Consider the following 21468-nt stretch of genomic DNA (forward strand, 5'->3'; position numbering starts at 1 on the left):
GTATTTTAATTACAACCCTTGTGCGTTAAAGTTTTATGAAAGTTTAACTCGATAATCGAGATTTAATTATTCCAAAGTATGCTTTAAAATTATTTTCAATCCCAAATACAAATCCATTATCCTATTCTAAAAAATCACTGTTAAGTAACATGGGTATTACCAATCCAATAACAACAGCCGAAATAACCATGACCCAATCACGTTTAGAAAATCTAAAAATGGTCTGTCCAAGGTATCCTAAAAAGAGCACCATAAACACAATAATAACCTGAGCTAATTCTATACCAAGTGCAAATTCTAGAAGTAAAACCAATTTATTGTCTGAATCTCCTAAAAGTATTCGAAATTCACGTGCGAAGCCCAAACCATGAATCAAACCAAAAAACAGGGTGGTAAAAAATAAAATACCAATACGTTCTTTTTGTGCTCCTTTCCCTGCAGTAAACACATTATAAACCGCAACGATTAAAATGGTAATAGGAATGAGAAACTCCACCAATTGGGCATTGGCATTAACAATACTATAAGCCGCTAATATTAAAGACACTGTATGTCCTAGGGTAAACATTGATACCAATAAAACAATACGTTTCCAATCTTTAAACACATAGGGTACTGTTAAGCATATTAAAAAGAGAACATGGTCATAAGCATTAATATCCAGAACATGGTTAACACCGTATTCTACATTAAACCAAAAGTTTTCAAGCATGGCACTATTTTATTTAAGTTGCTAAATATACGATTTTAGATTATAGCTTGGATGGCTTATAAAAAATGGAAAACCATAATGGTGGTTTTTCCTCTGTATCCAGTTAATAGTGTTCAGTCACATAGCCTATATTAATTTTAATTTACAACTAAAAATATTCCTATATCTTTGTAAAACAACATAAAACCCTAAGACCTTTATGAAGCCTATATATCTATTTAGCCTATTTATATTATTTCTTTCCTGTAATCAAAAGGACACTTCAAAAAGTGACAATAAAACTGACCAAACCTTTAATAAAACTGTCAATGAAAGTGATCTGTCCAAAATCAATTACACCGAATTTGTGCTAAGTCCAGAAGCACAGAGAGCAATTGAAAATTGGGTGGAATACAATCAACTACAAGAGCAGGTTGGCTACCTTAAAAAAGGAGATTTAAGTTTCTTTAACGATAATAAAAAAGCCATTGAAACACTTCTAAAAGATTTAAACAAAAATATACCAGAAGATTTAAAGGACAATTCCATTTTAGCTAGACTAAAAGTAGTAGAAACCACAATATATAAACTTGAAAGTTTAGTGCAATTATCCACAACTACCAAACCAGAGCTTATAGAAGGTATTAAAGCTTTTTTAATTTCGATTTCTAATTTAGACCTACAACTCAATGAAGTTATAGAACTGAGACGATATGAAAATATCCCAAAACCCTAATCCTTATGAAAGCCTCAACCTATATTTTTATCCTGCTATTTATCCTTAATATTCAAGCACAATACAATCCTGATGCTCCTTGGATGAAAAACTTGAATGCGGCTTCCAAAAGTCAATCTTCAAAATCAAACAACTCTACTTTTAAGGATGTTGTTGATGCCTTTAATGACTATTGGACAGACAAAGACCCTTATACAAAAGGTAGTGGATATAAACCCTTCAAGCGTTGGGAAAATTATTGGAAAAACTTTGTGAAAGATGATGGTGCCCTACCAACGCCTAACGAGTTATGGACTACTTGGATGAGCGTGCAACAAGCCAAGGCTAGCAGCTTAAAAGCTGATTTAAGCAATTGGCAACCTGTGGGTCCGTTTAGCCATACCAACACCGGGTCATGGAGTTCGGGTCAAGGACGTATTAATGCTATTATAGTAGATCCTAATGATCCAAATACTTATTATGCCGGAGCTCCAGCGGGAGGCATTTGGAAATCTATTAACTCAGGTAGCTCTTGGTTACCACTATCGGATAATTTACCCCAAATTGGCGTTTCTGGAATTGCTATCGATTATAACGACAGCAACATTATATACATTGCTACAGGAGACGACGATGGTTGGGATACCTATAGTGTTGGTGTTATGAAATCTATAGATGGTGGAACCACATGGAATAGCACGGGCTTAAATACAAGTGCAGGGCACCCCACTAACATGAACGATATTTACATGCATCCAAACAACTCTAATATATTATGGGTGGCTACAAACAAAGGCGTCTATAAAACCATTGATGGCGGGGTTAATTGGACCAATACTAACGGTACCCAAAATTTAAACATTAAAGACATTAAGCTAAAACCTGGGGATCCCGATACCATTTATGCGGTAACATCGGATACTTTCTATGTATCAATAGATGCTGGAGAAACTTTCACCAGTACTGGATTTGGAGCAGGGTTACCTGCCTCTTCAAGTCGTTTGGTAATTGATGTTACAGCAGACAATACTAATGTAATTTATACATTAAGTGCTTTAGATAATGACTTTCAAGGGCTTTATAAATCTACAGATTCTGGTGTTACTTTTAGCCAGATGGCAGCTAGTACCCCAGGGAATGTAAATCTTTTCGATGACAGTAAGCAAGCTTATTACGACATGGCTTTTGCAGTCTCTAACACGAATGAGAATGAAATTTATGTCGGGGTTTTAAACATCTGGAAATCTATTAATGGCGGTGCTAGTTTTACAAAGGTAAACGAATGGTTTCAACCCGCCTCGGCATCATATTCTCATGCAGACATACATTTGTTGCGCTTTTATGATGGCGTACTTTTTGCGGGAACCGATGGCGGATTCTATAAAACCACAGATGGAGGCACAAATTTTATGGACTTAACTGATGGTATGCAAATCGGGCAATTTTACAGATTGAGTGTTTCCAAAGAAAGCTCAAACAAAATGGTAGGTGGTTTACAGGACAATGGAGGTTATGCTTTAAATAATAGCTACTGGCAAGTATATTATGGTGCCGATGGTATGGATACGGCTATCAACCATAATAATTCTGATACTATATATGGCTTTATTCAATACGGGAGCAATTTATACATCTCAAACTCTGCTGGTGCCAGCAATGACGCTTATGTCCCTGCTCCTGTTGATGAAACTGGGGAGAACGATAGTGGAGGTAATTGGGTAACGCCTTTATCCATGAATAGGGATGGTGAATTATATGCTGGTTATTCTAGCCTTTATAAACTTTGTGGCACCGAATGGAAAACCATATCGCCTTCTTTTGGAAACAATGTTAACATTGATTTTTTAGAAATTGATGAAATTGAACCAAACAACATTTATGTCGCCATTGATAATACGCTAAGAAAAAGTACCGATAAAGGAGCTTCCTTTATTACAATTAATAATACATTCTCTTCAAACATTACATCAATTGAAGTTAACAATAACAACAGTAATATTGTTTACGTTACTACAGCTGGTTATACGGGCAAGGTCTACAAATCGATTGATGGGGGCTCTAATTTTAACGATATTACAGGAAGCCTTCCCAATGTAACAAAAAACATCATTAAACATCAAAAACTACATAGTGATGAGCCATTGTTTTTAGGCACTAGCTTGGGCGTTTATAGATATGATGATACTACAGGAGTTTGGGAACCCTTTGGAAACAGTTTACCCAATGTATCGGTAAGTGATTTGGAAATTAATTTAAACGATGACAATATTTCTGCTGCTACTTATGGTAGGGGCATTTGGAAATCCGATATTCCTACGGAAACACTTCAAGATGAAATTAGCTTAGAAGACATACAAGGCATTGATGAGCAGATTGTATGCGGTAATCTTAATTCAGTTAAGGCATTAGTAAAAAACAGGGGGACAAATGTTATAAATTCGGTAACCCTTAATTATACCTTAAATGGCAGTCCTAACCAAACCATTTGGAATGGTTCTTTAGCGTCTGGAAACACACAATTAATAGACATCCCCTCTTTGTCTGTACATGGAAGTAGCCTACAGGAGTTAAGTATAAATGCAACAATTATTAATGATACTTTTTCTGAAAATAATGATTTAATGGCTACATTTTATGGCAATACATCGGGAACCATAAACACAGTTAATACTTTTGAAGCCCCAGCTGACGAATTAATCAACTTTAACGCCATGAGCAACTGCGATAGTAGTAGTGGCTATTGGGAACGCGGTGTTGCAACTGGAAGTGTTTTGAATACTGAAGCCTCTAACAATAATGTTTATGGAACGAACCTAAATGGTAATTATGAGAATAATATAAAAAGTTATTTGGTTAGCAATTGCTATGATTTATCAATATTGAGCAGTCCCATGTTTAAGTTTAAAATGGCTTTCGATTTAGAGGAAGATTGGGACATCCTATATGTGGAATATTCAACTGATGCTGGGTTGAATTGGACCGTTATGGGAACTGCAAATGATTTAAACTGGTATAATAGCAATACTACCCCTGGAAGCAATTGCTTTAATTGCCCAGGAGCACAATGGACAGGTACCGATGCTACTTTACAAGAGTACAGTTACGATTTAACGGCCTTAAACGGTGAGACCAATATTGTGTTTCGGTTTGTATTCCATTCCGATCAATATACAGTCAATGAAGGCGTTATTATAGATGATTTTAGTATAGAAGGCGCGCTTAATGTATCTCATTTTGCTCCTGAAGTATTTAGAATTTATCCTAATCCATCCAAACAGGTTTTCAATATTCAATCCAAAAGCTTTTCTACTTTCAACTTCAATATAACCGATATTACAGGAAAAATTATCTTGCGTAAACATCATATTCAGCTTAAAAACAATATTCATCAACTGGATATGAATGGATATGCTCCAGGCATATACTTTATAAATATAATTACTGAATCTGGAAAATCAACTAAAAAACTTATTCTTAGATAACAAAAAAGGGTTTGTTAAACAAAACCCTTGATATGATATATTAAGCAACTAAAATTAATTCTTAGGTTGCTCTTGCTGTGCTGCTTGTGCTTGTATGACTTGCTTTTGCCTTAACAACTCACTCTTACTAAGATTTACCAAATTAAAATTTGGCGACGCTTTTAATGTAGCATCCAAAATATCTACAGCAGCATCAATGTTACCCTTAGGATCTTTGTTATAAGTTAACAAAGCATTCAAATACATAAAAGCCGATTTAAGGGATACTTGATATGGCGTTTGTGTTTCATAAAATGCTTTGGTTTCCTCTACCTTAGAATTTGCCAAACCATAATTAATATGCTTCTCGGCATCTGTTAGGTTTTTTAATTGTAAGTTCAATTCTGCCAATTCATAGGCTATCAAGGCACTAGGGGTTCTCTTGAACATTTCTTCAAAATGTCCGACAGCCAATTGTGGTTGCTTTACTGCTTTTAATGAAATTGCCTTTACTTCAACAGCAATATCAGAATCAGTAGTAACCTTATCTATACCAATAGTATTTAAGGCCTGTACATGCTGACCTTCACTCATGTAGATATAAGCCAAAGTATCTTTTCTAGCTTGGGAAGGGGCAAGGACATTTAAATGTGTCATGGCATTTATAATACCTTGTATATCGCCTTGGGCTCTCATTTGAGTATAATAGGCTTCAAAATGTTTCAATAAATCTGGGGTGCTCTGTGCATTTACATGAAGCGCTCCAACCATAACAATCAACAACAATAATCGTTTCATCTCTACTTCTTTTAAAAATTTTGCTAAAACTATAAAAATTTACCAATTAAACTCATAAAAGAATGCTAATTATTTTCAATCAATGGTTATAGTTTTCTTCACAACTAAGGCATCATTCAACACAAAAGGTTTTGGTATCATATTTACATCACGTTTTGGCAGATTAAAAGAAGTATTATCCAACAAGTCATAGGATGCTTCTAAAAGTGTAAATTCTGTTTTTTGACCCTTTGGAACTTCAAATTCCAATATCAAGGGATCGTTATCGACAATATAATAACTTAACAATCTGTTGTTTTTCGATTTGTTTTCTTTTTTAATAACTTGTCCATTTGCTTTAAATGACAGAAAAATGTTTGATGAATCAGCAAACAACTCCATTCTGTTTATCAGTCTTTGAGGCTTTATGGTTAATTTTAAATGTCTGGCTTTTTGAATTACCGTATCCTTTTTAATCTTAATACTAGGCTGCTCTATAAACTTTAAAGGAGCGGGCTTTGTATAGGTGAATCGTGTTGAGTATTTACTGTCTACAATATGTTTATTTAAACTTGAAACAACTTCCGGTTGTTCTCCAAAAATTGGTCGAGTCCAGTCGTCCAAAAGCTTATCGTAAGTTGCCCAAACGGCTGTGCTGTCGTTAGCATTAAAAACATAGAGCAAACTATTAGGTTTGGGTCGCTCTTGTGTAAATCCAGATTTTGAATGTGCAGAAATTAAAAAAAGTACAGCTATTAAAACACTTAAATATCCCAATCGTTTTTTATACTTAAACCTCCCAAATACAGGCAATAGTAATCCAAATAATAAAACTACTAGAACAGTGTTGGTTAACATCATTTTTAAACCAAGGCCTACGGGAAACAATTGAACTAGTGGTGTTATTAAAATTAGTAATGGTAAAGATAGTAATGCCATTAAAATAAGGCTTGGCTGCTTTTGTCGGATTAAAACAAACAAACACAATAAAGCAAAATATACGGGGAAAATAAAAAAGCTAGCTCCTTTTAATTTTAAAGCCATGCCGACACAAATAATGATCCAAAACGTTATTGGTGCTACAATTAAACTTGCCGTATTGCCCTTTTCATAAACTTTATGGTAAACAAAAAAACATAAGGCTAAAGTCCCGAAGGCAAAAGCAGCAATATAATCATGTCCATTATAGGTAAAACCCTGTAACATTTCATCATAATACGGATAAATTGTTTTTAACATTGGCCAAGCAAAATAACCAATTAGCCCAGCCAAAATTAAAGCAATAAAAAAAGCCAAAAAGCCTTTACCAATAGGTTTAGCTCTAAGCATCTTTTGTTTTATGCCATAAATTAACAATCCTCCAAATACGACGATAGCAATAACAAGCATAGGGTGAATCCATGAAAACGGATAGGAAACCATTTTAAAAATAGGTGCATTAAAATAGATATTGTCCTCATTACTCTTCAACGCTTCTAAATCAGCTTCAGCAAAATAATATAACATAGGCATTAGATAACTACCTTGATGCTTTAGAGTGTTTCTATCCAATCTTTCATAAGTATCTAATTGAGTATGATAATCGAAATGATCATCTATAAACGCCAAGTTAAACCCATCGATATTACCATCTTCACGAAAGACGGTCAAATCGGTATCATTAGGTAAAATTTTATAGATACTGTAAAACAAGGAACTGCTTACGGGAAACTCTGGATTGGCTTTAACAAAGCCTTTTATTAAATTGGCATTGCCCTGATTGGTTTCAATAAACATTAAGCTAGGTCCCCCACTGCCCCTAGCTTCAAAATTAATGACCAAACCAATATTATCGGCCCATTCATGTTTATTTACAAAAATATTCGCTCCGTTTAGCCCTAATTCCTCGCCATCTGAAATCAAGACTATTATATCATTTTTTTGTGTTTTATTGCTATTTAAAAAGGCTTTTAACCCTTCTAAAATAGTTACCACACCGGAACCGGCATCACTTGCTCCTATAGCCGAATGTGGATCACTATCGTAATGTGTTAACAACAATAATGCTTTTCCTTTTTCTTTGCCTCGCAAACGACCAATAATATTTTTTGGCTTGGTAAGATTTCCATAATTATCTACAGAAAAACCCTCTTGTATTTGTGTTTCCAGTCCAAGTTGTTCTAATTGTGCTATAATATAATCACGCACCCTATGGTGTTCTTCACTGCCCACATAATGCGGAGCCTTGGCTATTGTCTTTAGATGCATAAGTGCCCGATGGGTTGAGAATTGGTTATCGGGAACATCGATGGATATCCCCTCTTTGGGCATAAGGGAAGAAAAACTCCAATACACGCCCCAAACGATTATTAACAAAGCAATGGCTTTTTTAATCATAAAGTTTAAAGATTATGTTATGCTATAAATGTACATAAATTGAGAAGCTTATAAAACTCAACAGTTTTTGTTTTTAGGAAAAATCAAAAAAATTAGCTACATTTAATTTTATTAAAAAATAGGAATCATGGGCATAAAGAGTTTTATAGGCGCAAGAAGGAATAAAAATAGTACTGATGATAACATACCGCTAAAAGTTAGTGATTATATGACTCGTCATTTAATAACCTTTAAACCAGACCAAACTATTGAAAGTGTGATGCAGACCTTAATAAAACATCGTATTTCTGGAGGACCTGTAGTTAATGAAAAAAATGAGTTGATCGGCATTATTTCAGAAGGTGATTGTATAAAACAAATTAGTGAAAGCCGCTACTATAATATGCCAATGCAAGATAAAACCATTGAAAAACATATGGTGGCAGATGTTGAAACTATTGATGGTAATATGAACATATTTGATGCCGCCAATAAATTTTTAAATGCTAAGCGCCGCCGTTTCCCTATAGTTGAAAATGGTAAATTGGTAGGCCAAATAAGTCAAAAGGATGTCCTTAAGGCTGCCATGAAATTAAAGGGTCAAAATTGGTGGAAGTAATGCCTCGACTACCTAGAAAAACCTGTGTTAGGCAAACAATACTATCTTAACGTTTACGTTTAAATACTTTATTACAACCTCCTATCTAATGGTGTAACAGCTTTTGGATGGTCGGTAATTATAAGTTTTTGTTTGGGACCACTTTCTAAAGCAGCAATTTTTGAATAATTATGTCCATTAATGGGCTCATTAAGCACTTTCCATTTGGCAATGCCCCCTACGGTAATGGTTTCCCCAATTTCAAGAATACGTTCGGTATATTTTAATGTTTTATTAAAGCCTAGCCAGGTTTCGCTATCGACCCCATACTCATCCAGCACTTTTTTGAATTCGGGTGAAGGATCTTTAAAAGTTCCCGATCTAATACTTTGGTCTTCGACCATAAAACTGTAAAAATTACTGGATTGCATTGAGGGTTTTACCATAACCAAGTCGCCCCGTTGTTCTATAAAAAAATCCTGAATATCTTCTTTCTTCACCAAGGTTTTCCAATGAGAACTTTTGCCCGTACTCACCCGTTGCTGTATTTTAAAAATATAGGCAACACAGGGCCGTTTACTAAACGGTGCCACAAAAGGCGTTTCGACCTCCAAAACCTTACCTGTTACCTTGGTAAGCTCGTTATTCCTAAACTGGGAGATACGATTGTGTTTAAACTTGGCCAATTTTCTCAACACAATATTTTTTCTACTCAACACAACGGAAAGCACTATAATTAATACAACAACACTAAAAATGAGAATAGGAATAAAAGAGGCTGGAGTAAGAAACATAAATAGATAGTTTTAATATTAGTAAAGATTATATTTAAAACGTTACATGATTAACCTTCACGTTTTACCAAGGCGAAATAATCGCCTTCTAAAGGCAAATACCCTTGGTCGTAGACAAAATAATACACTGTTCCTACCTTAGTGGTGTAAATACTGGTAAAATAATTAAAATCAAACCCTGCCTCTATAAGCTTGGCCCTTGATGTTTTTGTTTTTTGCTCAGGGTTAAGGGTTTCCAATATGCGATAATTTTTACGCAATCGGTTATTGGTATTGCGTATTAGATTTTTGCTATCCTTGTTTACGCGATTGTTATAGGCATTTCTACAGGCATCGTCACAGAATTTTTTATCAATTCGGCCGACAATTTTTTCACCACATTCTAAACATGTTTTCTCCATATTATTTACTTTTTACCAGTTCCCAGCATAGTCCAGGTTAAGTCTGCTATGGGATTTTAAAAAATTATATTGTAATCTTAAAATCTGTCTGATGTGCAAATAATCGTGAGCCAACCAATTGGCAAGAAATAACTTGGCCGACATCTCACCTAATTTGGGATGCTTTAGTTTTTGTTCCCAATTTGCATCTATCTGTCCTTTTAACCAAGTAACCGACTGCTGGCGTTCATCTAAAAAAGTAGCGACCACCTCCTCATAATTTTTGGACATATAATCATGCTCCTTAATCCATGCTACAGGATTTATGGAAGGCAAATCATACTCTGGTTGTTCAAAAATATACTGGATACGAGCTTTAAAATCCTTTTGCTCTTCGTCCAATAAATGACAGGCAATTTCCAACAAACACCATTTACCTTCTTCAGGTCGCCACAAGCTCTCTTCAGGTAATTTGTTTTGCAACAGGCCTTTAAAAACGGTTTGGTTTTGTTTAAGCTGATTAATGGCATACTTGATATCCATAACACTATTTTAGGTTTTAATTGCGTTCCATCTTATTTTAACTGCTGAGATATTATCAAGTATAAGTCTGTCATCGGCTAATCTTTCAAATCCATTTTTCAAGTAAAATTTTAAAGGAGATTTGTAGACCTCTCCATTTTTCTTCCTATCATCATTATGATCAATTACCCAACCATTCAATTCTATTTCTTTTTTTTTTACCATACTTAAAATTTTTGTTCCCAATCCCTTTCCTTGATGTTTAGAATCTAAAAGAATAACAAACCATTTTTCTCTATTTCTAATAAAATCAAAATACCACCCTATAATTTCTTTATTCTCATTAATCACTAAAATATGGGATTGCCCAGACAGCTTGGTTAAATAATCTTCAAAACCTTTAAGGGTTTTATGGTTTAATCCTGTAGGATATTCATTATTCCAAAGCATACGAATGTCCTTCATTTGCTTTTTTGAAAGTCTATATAACCTAACGAACTCCAATGGATTTTTTAATTGATCAAATTATACAACCCTTATATAACAGTACTAATATAAGAATAATTTATCCATTTACAAACGACTACAAACATTTACAAACGAATTTAAACAAGTAACAACCGAGTAAGACTATAAAACCTTTACAATTTTGCATTGTTGAATCGCTGAAGGTTCAATAGTATTAACTGTTTAACAATAAAAATTAAAATTATGAACACGCTTAGAAACAAAGTACAGTTGATTGGTAACTTAGGAAATGACCCGGAAGTCATTAATTTAGAATCTGGAAGGACATTGGCAAAATTCAATATTGCCACAAATGAAAGCTACACCAATAACAAAGGTGAAAAAGTAACTGAAACCCAATGGCATAATATAGTGGCTTGGGGCAAAACCGCTCAAATCATTGAAAAGTATTTAACCAAAGGTAAAGAAGTAGCCATAGAAGGCAAATTAACTTCACGCAGCTACGATGATAAAGATGGCAACAAGCGATACATTACCGAAGTAGTTTGTAACGAACTACTTATGCTAGGGAAATAATTGCTACTTGTTAACTGGAGCTTTATTAATAAAGCTCCAGTTAATTTTTTACATTATCTAAATTAAAATACCCTCCCTTGTTTTCCTTACGTTGAAGTGACTGATTTATAATTAGGTGTGCCACATTAACCATATTACGTAATTCGCAAAGCGATGTCGTAATTTTTGAAGCCTTGTACAGGTCTTCAACCTCAGTATAAATTAAATTAAGATGTTTTATTGCTTTATTTAAGCGATCATTACTACGAACAATTCCAACATAATCCCTCATTAATGCCTGTAGCTGTCTTAAATTATGTTGAATTAACACGTGTTCTTTGGCAATAGATGTCCCTTCATCGTTCCAGTCTGGAATGATAACATTTACAGGTTGAAGCTCATTATTACTGTGATATTTAAAAATATTATGGGCATAAACCAAAGCTTCCAATAATGAATTTGAGGCTAACCTATTGGCACCATGCAATCCTGTTCTTGTACATTCACCACAGGCAAACAAATTAGGGACAGAGGTTTTACCATCTTGGTCTACTACAATCCCTCCACATAAATAATGAGAGGCTGGCACCACAGGAATCCAATCTTTTTCAATATTTATATGATTAGTTATACATTTATCGTAAATATTGGGAAAATGAACTTTAAATGCTTCAATATCCAGATGTGTACAATCTAAAAAGACATGGGTTTCTCCATATTTTTTTAACTCATTATCAATACTTTGCGATACAATATCCCTAGAAGCTAATTCAGCACGTTCATCATATTTTAGCATAAAACGTTCGCCATTCTTATTTCTCAGGTAAGCCCCAAAGCCCCTAACGGCTTCTGATATTAAAAAAGACGATTCGCCTCCAACCTCGTATAAAGCTGTAGGGTGAAATTGCACAAATTCCATATCCCTAATTAAAGCCTTTGCACGATAGGCCATAGCAATACCATCGCCCGTCGCAATGATGGGATTAGTAGTGTGTCCATAAACACGTCCTATACCGCCCGAAGCCAACAGCGTACTTTTGGCTTTTATAGTGAAAATGGTATTGTTTTTTTGGTCGAAAACATAAGCCCCATAACAGGCTTCTGCTTTAGGTTTATCGCCCTTTATATGGTGGTTTGTAATTATATCTATGGCAAAATGGTGCGGTAAAAGAGTTATATTTTTCAATTGGTGTGCTCGTTCTAACAAGGCGCGTTCTATTTCGGCCCCAGTGACATCTTTATGGTGTACAACACGATATTCTGAATGTCCGCCTTCTTTACCTAAATCAAGGTTACCACTTTTATCGACATCAAAATAGGCCCCCCACTCCACCAGTTCCTTAAACCGTTTTGGACCTTCTTTAATGACCATTTCAACTACGGCTTTGTCACATAAGCCGTCTCCCGCAATTAAGGTGTCTTGAATATGCTTTTTAAAGGAGTCGTTTTCGAAATCCAAAACCACGGCCACACCGCCTTGTGCATACTTAGTATTGGACTCCTCCTCATTAGATTTAGTAATGATGGTTACTTGCCTGTTGGGGAATTTCTCGGCTATTTTAACCGAAAACGTTAACCCAGCAATACCAGAACCAATGACTAAATAGTCCGTAACCATTATACTTATTTAGATAACTCCAACATACGCTCTATAGGCAATAAAGCCCGCTCAATAATCGCTTCATCTACCTCTATTTGTGGCGATTCATTAAGCAAGCAATCATAAAGCTTTTGCAATGTATTCATTTTCATAAAATGACACTCACTACAGGCACAGGTATTGTCTTCTTTAGCAGGAGCCGGAATGAGTTCGGTATTTGGCATTTCTTCTTTCATTTTATGCAAAATACCTGCTTCGGTAGCCACAATAAACTTTTGGTCTTGATGCTGCTTTACATAATTAATCATCCCCGATGTAGACCCAATGTAGGTTGCCGTTTTCAAAATATGTCCCTCAGATTCGGGATGGGCTATAATTTTATAATCGGGATGCTTTTTATGAAGCTCAATTAATTTGTCCATGGAAAAAGCCTCATGAACCACACAACTACCATCCCACAGCAACATATCTCGTCCTGTTTCTTTAATAATGTAAGCCCCCAAATTTTTATCTGGCGCAAAAATAATAGGTGTATCCATAGGAATGGATTGCACAATCTTTAAGGCGTTGGAAGAGGTACAAACAATATCGCTTAAAGCCTTAATTTCAGCCGAACAGTTTACATAGGTAATCACAACATGATTGGGATGCGCTTCTGTAAATTGTTTAAAAGCATCTGGCGGACAAGAGTCTGCCAAAGAACAACCCGCATTTAAATCGGGTAGAACTACCATCTTATTGGGGTTTAATATTTTAGCCGTCTCGGCCATAAAATGCACCCCTGCAAACACAATAATATCGGCATCGGTTTCGGCTGCTTTTTGAGAGAGCCCTAAACTATCCCCAACATAATCAGCAATATCCTGTATTTCTGGCACCTGATAGTAATGTGCCAAAATCACAGCGTTCTTTTCCTTTTTAAGACGTTTTATTTCTTTTACTAAATTCATAAATAAAGCTTCAGGATATTATTCTATATAAATAACTTTAAGTAGTCACAAAAATTCTTTGCAAATATCATAAATATAATTTGTATTCGGTTGGTATTCACATAAATCTTCACACATACGCTTTACAGGTAGGTTGGCATTAAAAAATTTATAATCAGTATTTATTTTTTTAAATTTTTCACAATCAGAGTTAAAGAAACGTTGTAAATCGATAAATATTTTTAATAACCATGCTTGTTAACCGAAGCTTCACTACTTTTATGCTTAATTTTTATTAGATTGATACTATGTCTGTAGAACCAAAGTTAAAACGATTTAAGCAAAATGTATTGTCTAAATACCAAATATACAACAGTATATTTATGACTTTACCTTTTGATACCATTACAAAAACGGGCGTTTTATTACCGTTGTTCCACGAAACTTGCCAAAAAGGGTTTGCCAAAGGTGAAGACCCAACAACCATAGTCGATACATTTTTTAAAAAATACCAAGCGAGGCGCACCAAAGAAAGCCAGATAAATTTATTATTTAGGTTCATACAATATATTGAGCGTCAAGTGGTTTTGTTTGATGCTATTGAAGATGCCGCTTTCCCGATAATAAATAATATGGAAGGGCTTGGGACCTTACGTAATTTAAAAGAAACGGCCAATTCCGAAAACCGTTTACAAGAACTTAAGGATTATTTAGAGGAGTTTAAAGTACGCATTGTGTTAACAGCACACCCCACACAGTTTTATCCAGGTTCTGTTTTAGGGATTATAACCGATTTAACCGAAGCTATTAAGGAAAACAACCTGTCTGAGATTAGTAACCTTTTTGGACAATTAGGAAAAACCCCGTTTTTTAAGAGGGAAAAACCAACACCTTATGATGAGGCGATAAGCTTAATTTGGTATTTGGAAAACGTATTTTATGCCTCTTTTGGAGAAATTTATAATTACATCCAACAAAATATTTACGATGATGGTAAAAAACACAACGAAATTATTAACGTTGGTTTTTGGCCCGGAGGGGATCGTGATGGGAATCCATTTGTTAAGCCCGACACCACTTTAAAAGTAGCTAAAAAGCTTAAACAGGCAATTCTTAAAAAATATTATCAGGACTTAAAAAGCCTAAGACGACGACTTACGTTTAGAGATGTAGAAGAACGTGTTATTAGGCTTGAAACCATAATGTACAATTACAGCCTAGACCCTTATTCTACAGATGGTATTACATACAAAGAGCTTATTAAAGAATTATTAAGTATAAGAAACCATATTGTAAAAGAACACCAGTCGTTATACGTTTCCCAAATAAACAATTTAATTAACAGAATCCATATTTTTGGATACCACTTTGCTACGTTGGACATTAGACAGGATAGTAGAATACACCATGCTGTTTTCACTACGGTTATCGATCATTTAATTGAAAAGGGAAGTGGATATTTCCCTAAAAATTACCACGATTTAACCGAAGCTGAACAAATTGATATTCTCTCGAAAGCCAATGATGATATTGATGATTTAAGTGTTTTTGATGATGAAATGGTAGTAAATACCTTAAAAACCATTAAATGCATAAAGGACATTCAGGCCAATAATGGTGAAAAAGGAGCCAATCGCTATATTATTAGCAATAATCAAACGGCTTTAAACGTCATGCAATTATTCTCCATGTTAAAAATGATTGCATTTAAGGACAATTTAACCGTTGATGTGGTCCCTTTGTTTGAAACCATTACCGATTTAGAAAATGCCCCTGCCGTGATGGAGCAGTTATATAGTAACCCAGCCTACAGGGCACATGTAGCCAAACGTGGTAATAAGCAAACCATTATGTTAGGCTTTTCAGATGGCACCAAGGACGGCGGTTACCTCATGGCCAACTGGGGTATTTTTAAAGCCAAGGAACTCCTAACCGAAATGTCAAGAAAGTACGATATCACTGCCATATTTTTTGATGGTCGTGGTGGACCACCAGCAAGAGGTGGTGGAAAGACCCATAATTTCTATGCTTCATTGGGCCCAACAATAGAAGATAAGGAAGTACAATTAACCATACAGGGGCAAACCATTAGCTCTAATTTTGGCACTTTGGAATCTTCACAATATAACTTAGAGCAACTTATAAGTTCGGGATTGTTTAACCGTTTTGGGAAGAACAAAATTCCATTGAGTCAAGAAGACAGGGCCGTGATGAACGATTTGGCAGAAACAAGTTATCAAACTTATAAGAATTTTAAAAGTCACCCCATGTTTATCCCCTACCTGGAACGCATGAGTACTTTAAAATATTACGCCAAGACCAATATTGGTAGCCGCCCTTCAAAGCGGGGTTCTTCCGATAGCTTGGTTTTTTCAGATTTAAGAGCCATTCCTTTTGTGGGCTCTTGGAGCCAATTAAAACAAAATGTTCCGGGATTCTTTGGCGTAGGTACAGCCATAAAGGCCTATGAAGACAGAGGAGAGTTAAACAAAGTCATACGACTTTATAATAACTCTAAATTCTTTAAAACACTACTGGATAACAGTATGATGTCCTTAACTAAATCGTTCTTCGACCTCACTAAATACATGGCTAAAGACAAAGAGTTTGGTGCTTTCTGGACCATTATTTACGAAGAATACTTAACCACCAAACGCCTACTTTTAAAAGTATCCGGATATACCGAACTTATGGAAAATGAGCCTTCTGGCAAAGCCTCTATTGAAGTTCGCGAATCCATTGTATTGCCTTTGTTGACCATTCAGCAATACGCTCTTAAAAAAATACAGGATTTAAATAAAGCTGAGGTTAAGGACGAAGAACAACTAGAGATTTTTGAAAAAATTGTAACCCGCTCCTTGTTTGGTAATATTAATGCCAGTAGGAACTCGGCTTAAACAATTTTTTTCTTTAAAAAGGTTTGGTTAAATTATGTAGCCTTTATTCAGGACGGGGCAAAGTTGTTGCCAACGGCTCGGCCATGAAGCGTAAGTGAATATTAGCCAGTTTTCACTACCAAACTTCACTGAGCCAAACGTTGTATTTGTTTTTATCTTATCCATTTTAAAGCCAAATCAACGATTTGGCGCTGGTTGCCGAAGCTTCAGCCAATCAAAATGAGTCGACTCACTTATGCTTTATTAGCCATTGTTAGGCACTTTATTTTTATTTTACCAAAGCCAAACTTGCTATATCTCTAGAAAGATTAAAAGCATTTTGGCGAGTTCCAAAGCTATTCGACAAAACAACTGAAACAATCTTACGGTCTAGATAGATTGCGAAAAATGCACTAGTTCCTGGTTGAGTACCACCATGTTGGATTATTATTCCATCTTTTGAATCATTATATACCGACCACCCAAAACCATATGGGTCGTCTCCTTTTGCAGGAGAGAGTTCATCGGTTGCGTTTATCATCATATTCAGACTTGTACTATCTATAAGCTTGTGACTCAGCACAGCCTCTCCGAATTTAAGCAAATCTTTGGCTGTAGACTGAACACCTCCTGCAGGATATATTATGCTTAAATCAGTTTTTGGGCTTTTGATATATGTTGATTTTACTTTAAGATAGAGCCGTGATTTATTATTATAAACTTGTTGTTCTTCGAGGCTTGTATTTGACATTCCAGCTTTATCCCAAATATTTTTTTTCATATATTCCCCATAACTCATTTGGGATACTTTTTCAATGATTGCACCTAAAACCGTATATCCATAGGAAGAGTACATATATTGAGTCCCTGGCTCAAATTCCAATTCTTTTTTCTTAAAAGCATCTAATGCGGCTACTAATGATGGATAATGAGTGAATGATAGTGCATCCCATTTGGACGAGTAATGAGAAATTCCAGATGTGTGTTTTAGCAGATGTCTTATTGTAATATCTCCCTTAGCTTTTTTTGGAAATTCCTTTAAATAAGTTTGAATTGGTTTATCCAAATCCAATATTCCTTTTTCGTAAAGTTGCATAATTGCAATTGCCGTCATTGGTTTGGTAATAGATGCAATTCTTCCAAGCATATCGCTATTTGTTCTTTTTTTGGCGCTTTTATTAGTAAAACCTGCTCCACATAGATAAGTACCGCAATTTTCTATATACAATCCTGCCGTAACTCCCAAAAAGTTTTTGGAAGCTATATGCGCATTGATTATTTCATTCGCTTTACTTTCCAATTCGCTATTTACGGCTAAATGCGGTTCGTCACAATTAAACTTAGTTTGACTTTTGGCTTCAGGAATTTCGACTTGAATAAAAGGATTGAAAGTTAGTGGTTCAATAATCCAAGTAACTCCTATAGTTAGAATAAGAATGATCAATAATAATACTTTTCTTTTTTTCATTAGTTGTATTAAAGGTAACTTAAATAAGACGCCACAACATACTTTTTGTTACTATGCATTTCAATATTGTGCCTAACTATTATATAAGCACATTACTCTTATCCTCCTCAAAACTATATATAAGGGCCTCTACACAAAGCTAACCATTTTATAGTTTTGCTTATGGGTTGTAGCATTTTAATAATAGACAAAAACCAAATATCATTGCTCATAATAGCCTAAAAAAACGCCCCACAATTGCAGGGCGCCTTAAAAATCTAACTAAACTAAGGTTATTTATTAATGTTCATTCAACCTGAAATCTGGATAGGCATTCATACCATGTTCGTGGGCATCCAAGCCTTCCAATTCTTCTTTTTCAGAAACTCGAATACCAACAGTTTTCTTCATTACAAAGAAAATCAGGTATGAAGATACAATACATATAACAGCATAAGACAATACGCCTACTAGTTGGCTAATAAATTGGTCCCAACCTGCTAAAGCTCCAAAAATACCAACAGCTAAAGTTCCCCAGATACCACACACCAAGTGCACGGCAATGGCACCTACAGGATCGTCCAAACGTAACCTATCAATAACACTCACAGCAAAAACGATAATGGCTCCTGCAATAGCGCCTATTAAAATAGCATCTGTTGGTCCCATTTGATCAGCTCCTGCTGTAATTCCTACAAGTCCGCCTAAAATACCATTTAAGAACATGGTTAAGTCTAAATTCTTAAACTTTAAAAACGACACTAAAGCTGCAACTACACCACCAGCAGCAGCCGCTAAACATGTAGTCACTAAGGTTAATGATGTTAATGCAGGGTCTGCAGAAAGTACAGATCCTCCGTTAAATCCAAACCATCCCAACCACAGAATTAAAACACCGGCAGTAGCTAATGGTATACTGTGTCCAGGAATCGCTTGGGGCTTTCCGTCTTTAAATTTACCAATTCTTGGCCCTAATAGACATACGGCTATTAAAGCTGCCCAGCCACCAACAGAGTGTACCAAGGTTGAACCTGCAAAATCATAAAAAGGTGTATCCCTCATATCTAAAAATCCACCGCCCCACTTCCATGAACCAGCCAGAGGATAAATAATCCCAACGTATATAATAGTAAAAATCATAAAAGGTCCTATCTTGACACGTTCAGCAACCGCTCCAGACACTATAGTTGCTGCTGTTGCGGCAAACATCCCTTGAAATAAAAAGTCGGTCCAATAGGTATAGCCTTCATTATAAGCCAAATCGGCCGCAGCAGCTGCATCCAAACCAAATCCTGCAAAGCCAAAGAACCCTGATGATCCTTCAGCAAAACCTGGATACATTAAGTTAAAGCCCACTAGACAGTATAGCAAAAGGCCTATTGTAATGATAAAAATATTTTTAAACAGAATATTAATTGTATTCTTTTGTCTTGTCAATCCAATTTCCAAAAATGCAAAACCAGCGTGCATAAAGAAAACTAAAGCTGTACAGATCATCATCCATACATTATTTGTTGTAAGTAATTCCATAATTTTAATGTTTGATGCGTGTTATCTTAAAGTTTCTCCTCCCTTTTCTCCTGTTCTTATTCGGTAAATTTCATTGATGTCGGACACAAAGATTTTACCGTCACCTACTTCTCCAGTAGCGGCGGCCTTAAGAATGGCCTCTATAGTAACCTCTTCGAAGTCGTCGTTTACAACAATGGATAAAAACCGACGTTGTATATCACTAGTACTATAGGAGATCCCCCTATACACATGACCTTCCTTTTCATTTCCAATACCGGTAACATCCCAGTAGGAGAAAAAATTTACCCCAACTTCGTGCAATGCTTCTTTTACTGCACTGTATTTGGATTTTCTAATAATTGCTTCAATTTTCTTCATATTTAAGCATGTTTTATGGTTAGACATTTATATTTGTAAAGCATTGCTAACTATTTTAACAATGCTTTATTTTTATTCTTAGAACGAATAGATGGCGGCCAACACAAAAGAACCTAAACTCTTGGTTGCAGCTAAATCATTATCTATAAACGCATCATCTGATGCATTATCTAATCTAAATTCTGGCTTAATGGTTAAATCGTCAACTGCCAAGCTTCCTGTAAGAGTTAAAGCAAAGACACTGGAATCTTCTACCCCTGTACCAATAGCTCCAAAATCCTTATCCTCAACAAAATATTCTCCTCTTAGTCCAATGGTAAAAGTATCGGATGTTGCTAACTGAGGGTATAATGCTACTCCAGTAAATCCTCCAGCATCATCCTCTAGGCTTAAATGGGCTGCATTTATCCCTAGGTAGAAAGAATCTGAGATATCAAATCCACCAGTAAAATCAATTTCAAAGAAAGAAGGATCCAACAATACATTTAAGTATTGCCCAGAATACCCCAATTGCGCACCAAAGGCATAATCGCCCGTTGGATTAAATTCGGTTAAATCGGTATCGTTCATCACTCCTAGCATTAAGCTAAAATCATTGCCAAGATCAAAATCTGCCTTTAACCCTGTATGCGAAAATGGCCCATAAGAGAATAAGTACGAAGTACTATAGTTAAAATTGCCTGTTGGAGAAATAACTTCATATCCTAAAAAGGTATTAAAGTTACCCATGGTTAATGTGACAGACTCACTCACATTCCAATAAGCGTACAATTGATTTATAATATTCCCAGTAGCCGAATACATTGGAGAAGCAAAAATAGCATCGGTCCCTCTGGGCCCAAATACCAAATCGGCAACAAAACCTACTTTTTCGCCCTCATAACTCGCAATAACGTTGGCCATACCTAGTGAAAAACCAGATAAATTAGCAAATGAAGAGCCTGGTGCAATGGCATTCTCATCATTCGGTGCAGTTAGGTTTGCTCTATAATAGGCATCAACACTACCGCTAATCGATAATTTCTTTTCTTTTGTTTCTTCTTGTGCAAATAATACTGTTGCCATAAAAAGCATTGAAACTGTAATACATTTTTTCATAATAGTTTTCATTTTAAGTTATTAATCTCTTAGGTCTGAAAATTGATTTTAGTTTTGAGTTAATTTTTTAAATAAGTTTAGACCTAAAATTCCCTTAAGACGATGTAAAACTATGTTAAAAATATTTTACCCCCCAAAAAAATAGGGGTGTAATAATAATTTTTGTCAATATTACATTTTAACCCTTATTTTTTTATGGGTATAATTTCAATATTGTGTTTTTTTGAGTTTTTAACAATTCGAATCATTGAATTATTGTTAGCTTTTATACTTTTTTACAGCTATTATTTTTGGATTTCTCAGTATTTGTTA

Annotated in this window: 18 protein-coding genes; 5 read left to right on the forward strand and 13 right to left on the reverse strand. The window is 35.2% G+C overall.

The genetic code is table 11. From position 1 onward, the window contains the following. Positions 1–121: 121 nt before the first annotated feature. On the reverse strand, positions 122–712 hold the full coding sequence (locus MR053_RS02055; protein WP_242130826.1) for a HupE/UreJ family protein: 591 nt from the start codon (positions 710–712) through the stop codon (positions 122–124). A 199-nt stretch (positions 713–911) separates the two neighbouring features. Here MR053_RS02055 and MR053_RS02060 point away from each other — a divergent pair, with 199 nt between their 5' ends. Beyond that, entirely contained in the window at positions 912–1427 is a 516-nt protein-coding gene (locus MR053_RS02060) for a hypothetical protein (RefSeq protein WP_242130827.1), read from the forward strand. Between the two features lie 5 nt (positions 1428–1432). Continuing rightward, positions 1433–4888 carry a T9SS type A sorting domain-containing protein gene (locus tag MR053_RS02065; RefSeq protein ID WP_242130828.1) on the forward strand — a complete coding sequence of 1152 codons (3456 nt, stop codon included), beginning with the start codon at positions 1433–1435 and terminating at the stop codon, positions 4886–4888. A gap of 54 nt (positions 4889–4942) precedes the next feature. Here MR053_RS02065 and MR053_RS02070 read toward each other — a convergent pair whose 3' ends face one another. Beyond that, complete coding sequence (locus MR053_RS02070) at positions 4943–5665, reverse strand: hypothetical protein (RefSeq protein ID WP_242130829.1); 723 nt, start codon at positions 5663–5665, stop codon at positions 4943–4945. Between the two features lie 75 nt (positions 5666–5740). Next, the gene (locus tag MR053_RS02075; protein ID WP_242130830.1) at positions 5741–8020 is read right to left on the reverse strand and encodes a M28 family peptidase; all 2280 of its coding nucleotides are present in this window, start codon (positions 8018–8020) and stop codon (positions 5741–5743) included. A gap of 127 nt (positions 8021–8147) precedes the next feature. Here MR053_RS02075 and MR053_RS02080 point away from each other — a divergent pair, with 127 nt between their 5' ends. After that, positions 8148–8618, forward strand: a complete 471-nt coding sequence (locus tag MR053_RS02080) for a CBS domain-containing protein (protein WP_242130831.1) — start codon at positions 8148–8150, stop codon at positions 8616–8618. Positions 8619–8689: 71 nt separating this feature from the next. Here the strand turns inward: MR053_RS02080 and MR053_RS02085 are convergent, their stop codons facing one another. From MR053_RS02085 to MR053_RS02100, 4 genes are read right to left on the reverse strand one after another with little or no spacing between them, the layout of a single operon-like run. Continuing rightward, complete coding sequence (locus MR053_RS02085) at positions 8690–9391, reverse strand: hypothetical protein (RefSeq protein WP_242130832.1); 702 nt, start codon at positions 9389–9391, stop codon at positions 8690–8692. 50 nt (positions 9392–9441) lie between these two features. Next, positions 9442–9792 (reverse strand): hypothetical protein, encoded by a 351-nt coding sequence (locus MR053_RS02090; RefSeq protein WP_223551315.1) that lies wholly within the window; start codon positions 9790–9792, stop codon positions 9442–9444. 12 nt (positions 9793–9804) lie between these two features. Beyond that, positions 9805–10314: a DinB family protein gene (locus tag MR053_RS02095; protein WP_223551314.1), complete on the reverse strand. Its 510-nt coding sequence runs from the start codon at positions 10312–10314 to the stop codon at positions 9805–9807. A gap of 9 nt (positions 10315–10323) precedes the next feature. Further along, complete coding sequence (locus MR053_RS02100) at positions 10324–10758, reverse strand: GNAT family N-acetyltransferase (protein ID WP_223551313.1); 435 nt, start codon at positions 10756–10758, stop codon at positions 10324–10326. 246 nt (positions 10759–11004) lie between these two features. Here MR053_RS02100 and MR053_RS02105 point away from each other — a divergent pair, with 246 nt between their 5' ends. Further along, positions 11005–11337: a single-stranded DNA-binding protein gene (locus tag MR053_RS02105; RefSeq protein ID WP_223551312.1), complete on the forward strand. Its 333-nt coding sequence runs from the start codon at positions 11005–11007 to the stop codon at positions 11335–11337. A gap of 40 nt (positions 11338–11377) precedes the next feature. Here the strand turns inward: MR053_RS02105 and nadB are convergent, their stop codons facing one another. Both nadB and nadA read right to left on the reverse strand, forming a co-directional pair. Beyond that, positions 11378–12934, reverse strand: coding sequence for an L-aspartate oxidase (nadB, locus tag MR053_RS02110; protein WP_242130833.1), 1557 nt, complete (start codon positions 12932–12934; stop codon positions 11378–11380). Positions 12935–12939: 5 nt separating this feature from the next. After that, complete coding sequence (gene nadA, locus MR053_RS02115) at positions 12940–13866, reverse strand: quinolinate synthase NadA (RefSeq protein WP_242130834.1); 927 nt, start codon at positions 13864–13866, stop codon at positions 12940–12942. A 287-nt stretch (positions 13867–14153) separates the two neighbouring features. Here nadA and MR053_RS02120 point away from each other — a divergent pair, with 287 nt between their 5' ends. After that, positions 14154–16742, forward strand: coding sequence for a phosphoenolpyruvate carboxylase (locus MR053_RS02120; protein WP_242130835.1), 2589 nt, complete (start codon positions 14154–14156; stop codon positions 16740–16742). A gap of 268 nt (positions 16743–17010) precedes the next feature. On the opposite strand, the gene MR053_RS02125 is transcribed toward MR053_RS02120, so the two are convergent. The 4 genes from MR053_RS02125 to MR053_RS02140 form a co-directional block, all read right to left on the reverse strand. Then, on the reverse strand, positions 17011–18189 hold the full coding sequence (locus tag MR053_RS02125) for a serine hydrolase domain-containing protein (RefSeq protein ID WP_223551308.1): 1179 nt from the start codon (positions 18187–18189) through the stop codon (positions 17011–17013). A gap of 279 nt (positions 18190–18468) precedes the next feature. Further along, the gene (locus MR053_RS02130; RefSeq protein ID WP_242130836.1) at positions 18469–19698 is read right to left on the reverse strand and encodes an ammonium transporter; all 1230 of its coding nucleotides are present in this window, start codon (positions 19696–19698) and stop codon (positions 18469–18471) included. 21 nt (positions 19699–19719) lie between these two features. Continuing rightward, positions 19720–20058: a P-II family nitrogen regulator gene (locus MR053_RS02135; RefSeq protein ID WP_242130837.1), complete on the reverse strand. Its 339-nt coding sequence runs from the start codon at positions 20056–20058 to the stop codon at positions 19720–19722. Positions 20059–20136: 78 nt separating this feature from the next. Then, complete coding sequence (locus tag MR053_RS02140) at positions 20137–21156, reverse strand: outer membrane beta-barrel protein (RefSeq protein WP_223551305.1); 1020 nt, start codon at positions 21154–21156, stop codon at positions 20137–20139. Between the last annotated feature and the right edge of the window lie 312 nt (positions 21157–21468).

Origin of the sequence: Aestuariivivens marinum (assembly GCF_022662175.1) — a bacterium.
GTDB lineage: Bacteria > Bacteroidota > Bacteroidia > Flavobacteriales > Flavobacteriaceae > Aestuariivivens > Aestuariivivens marinum.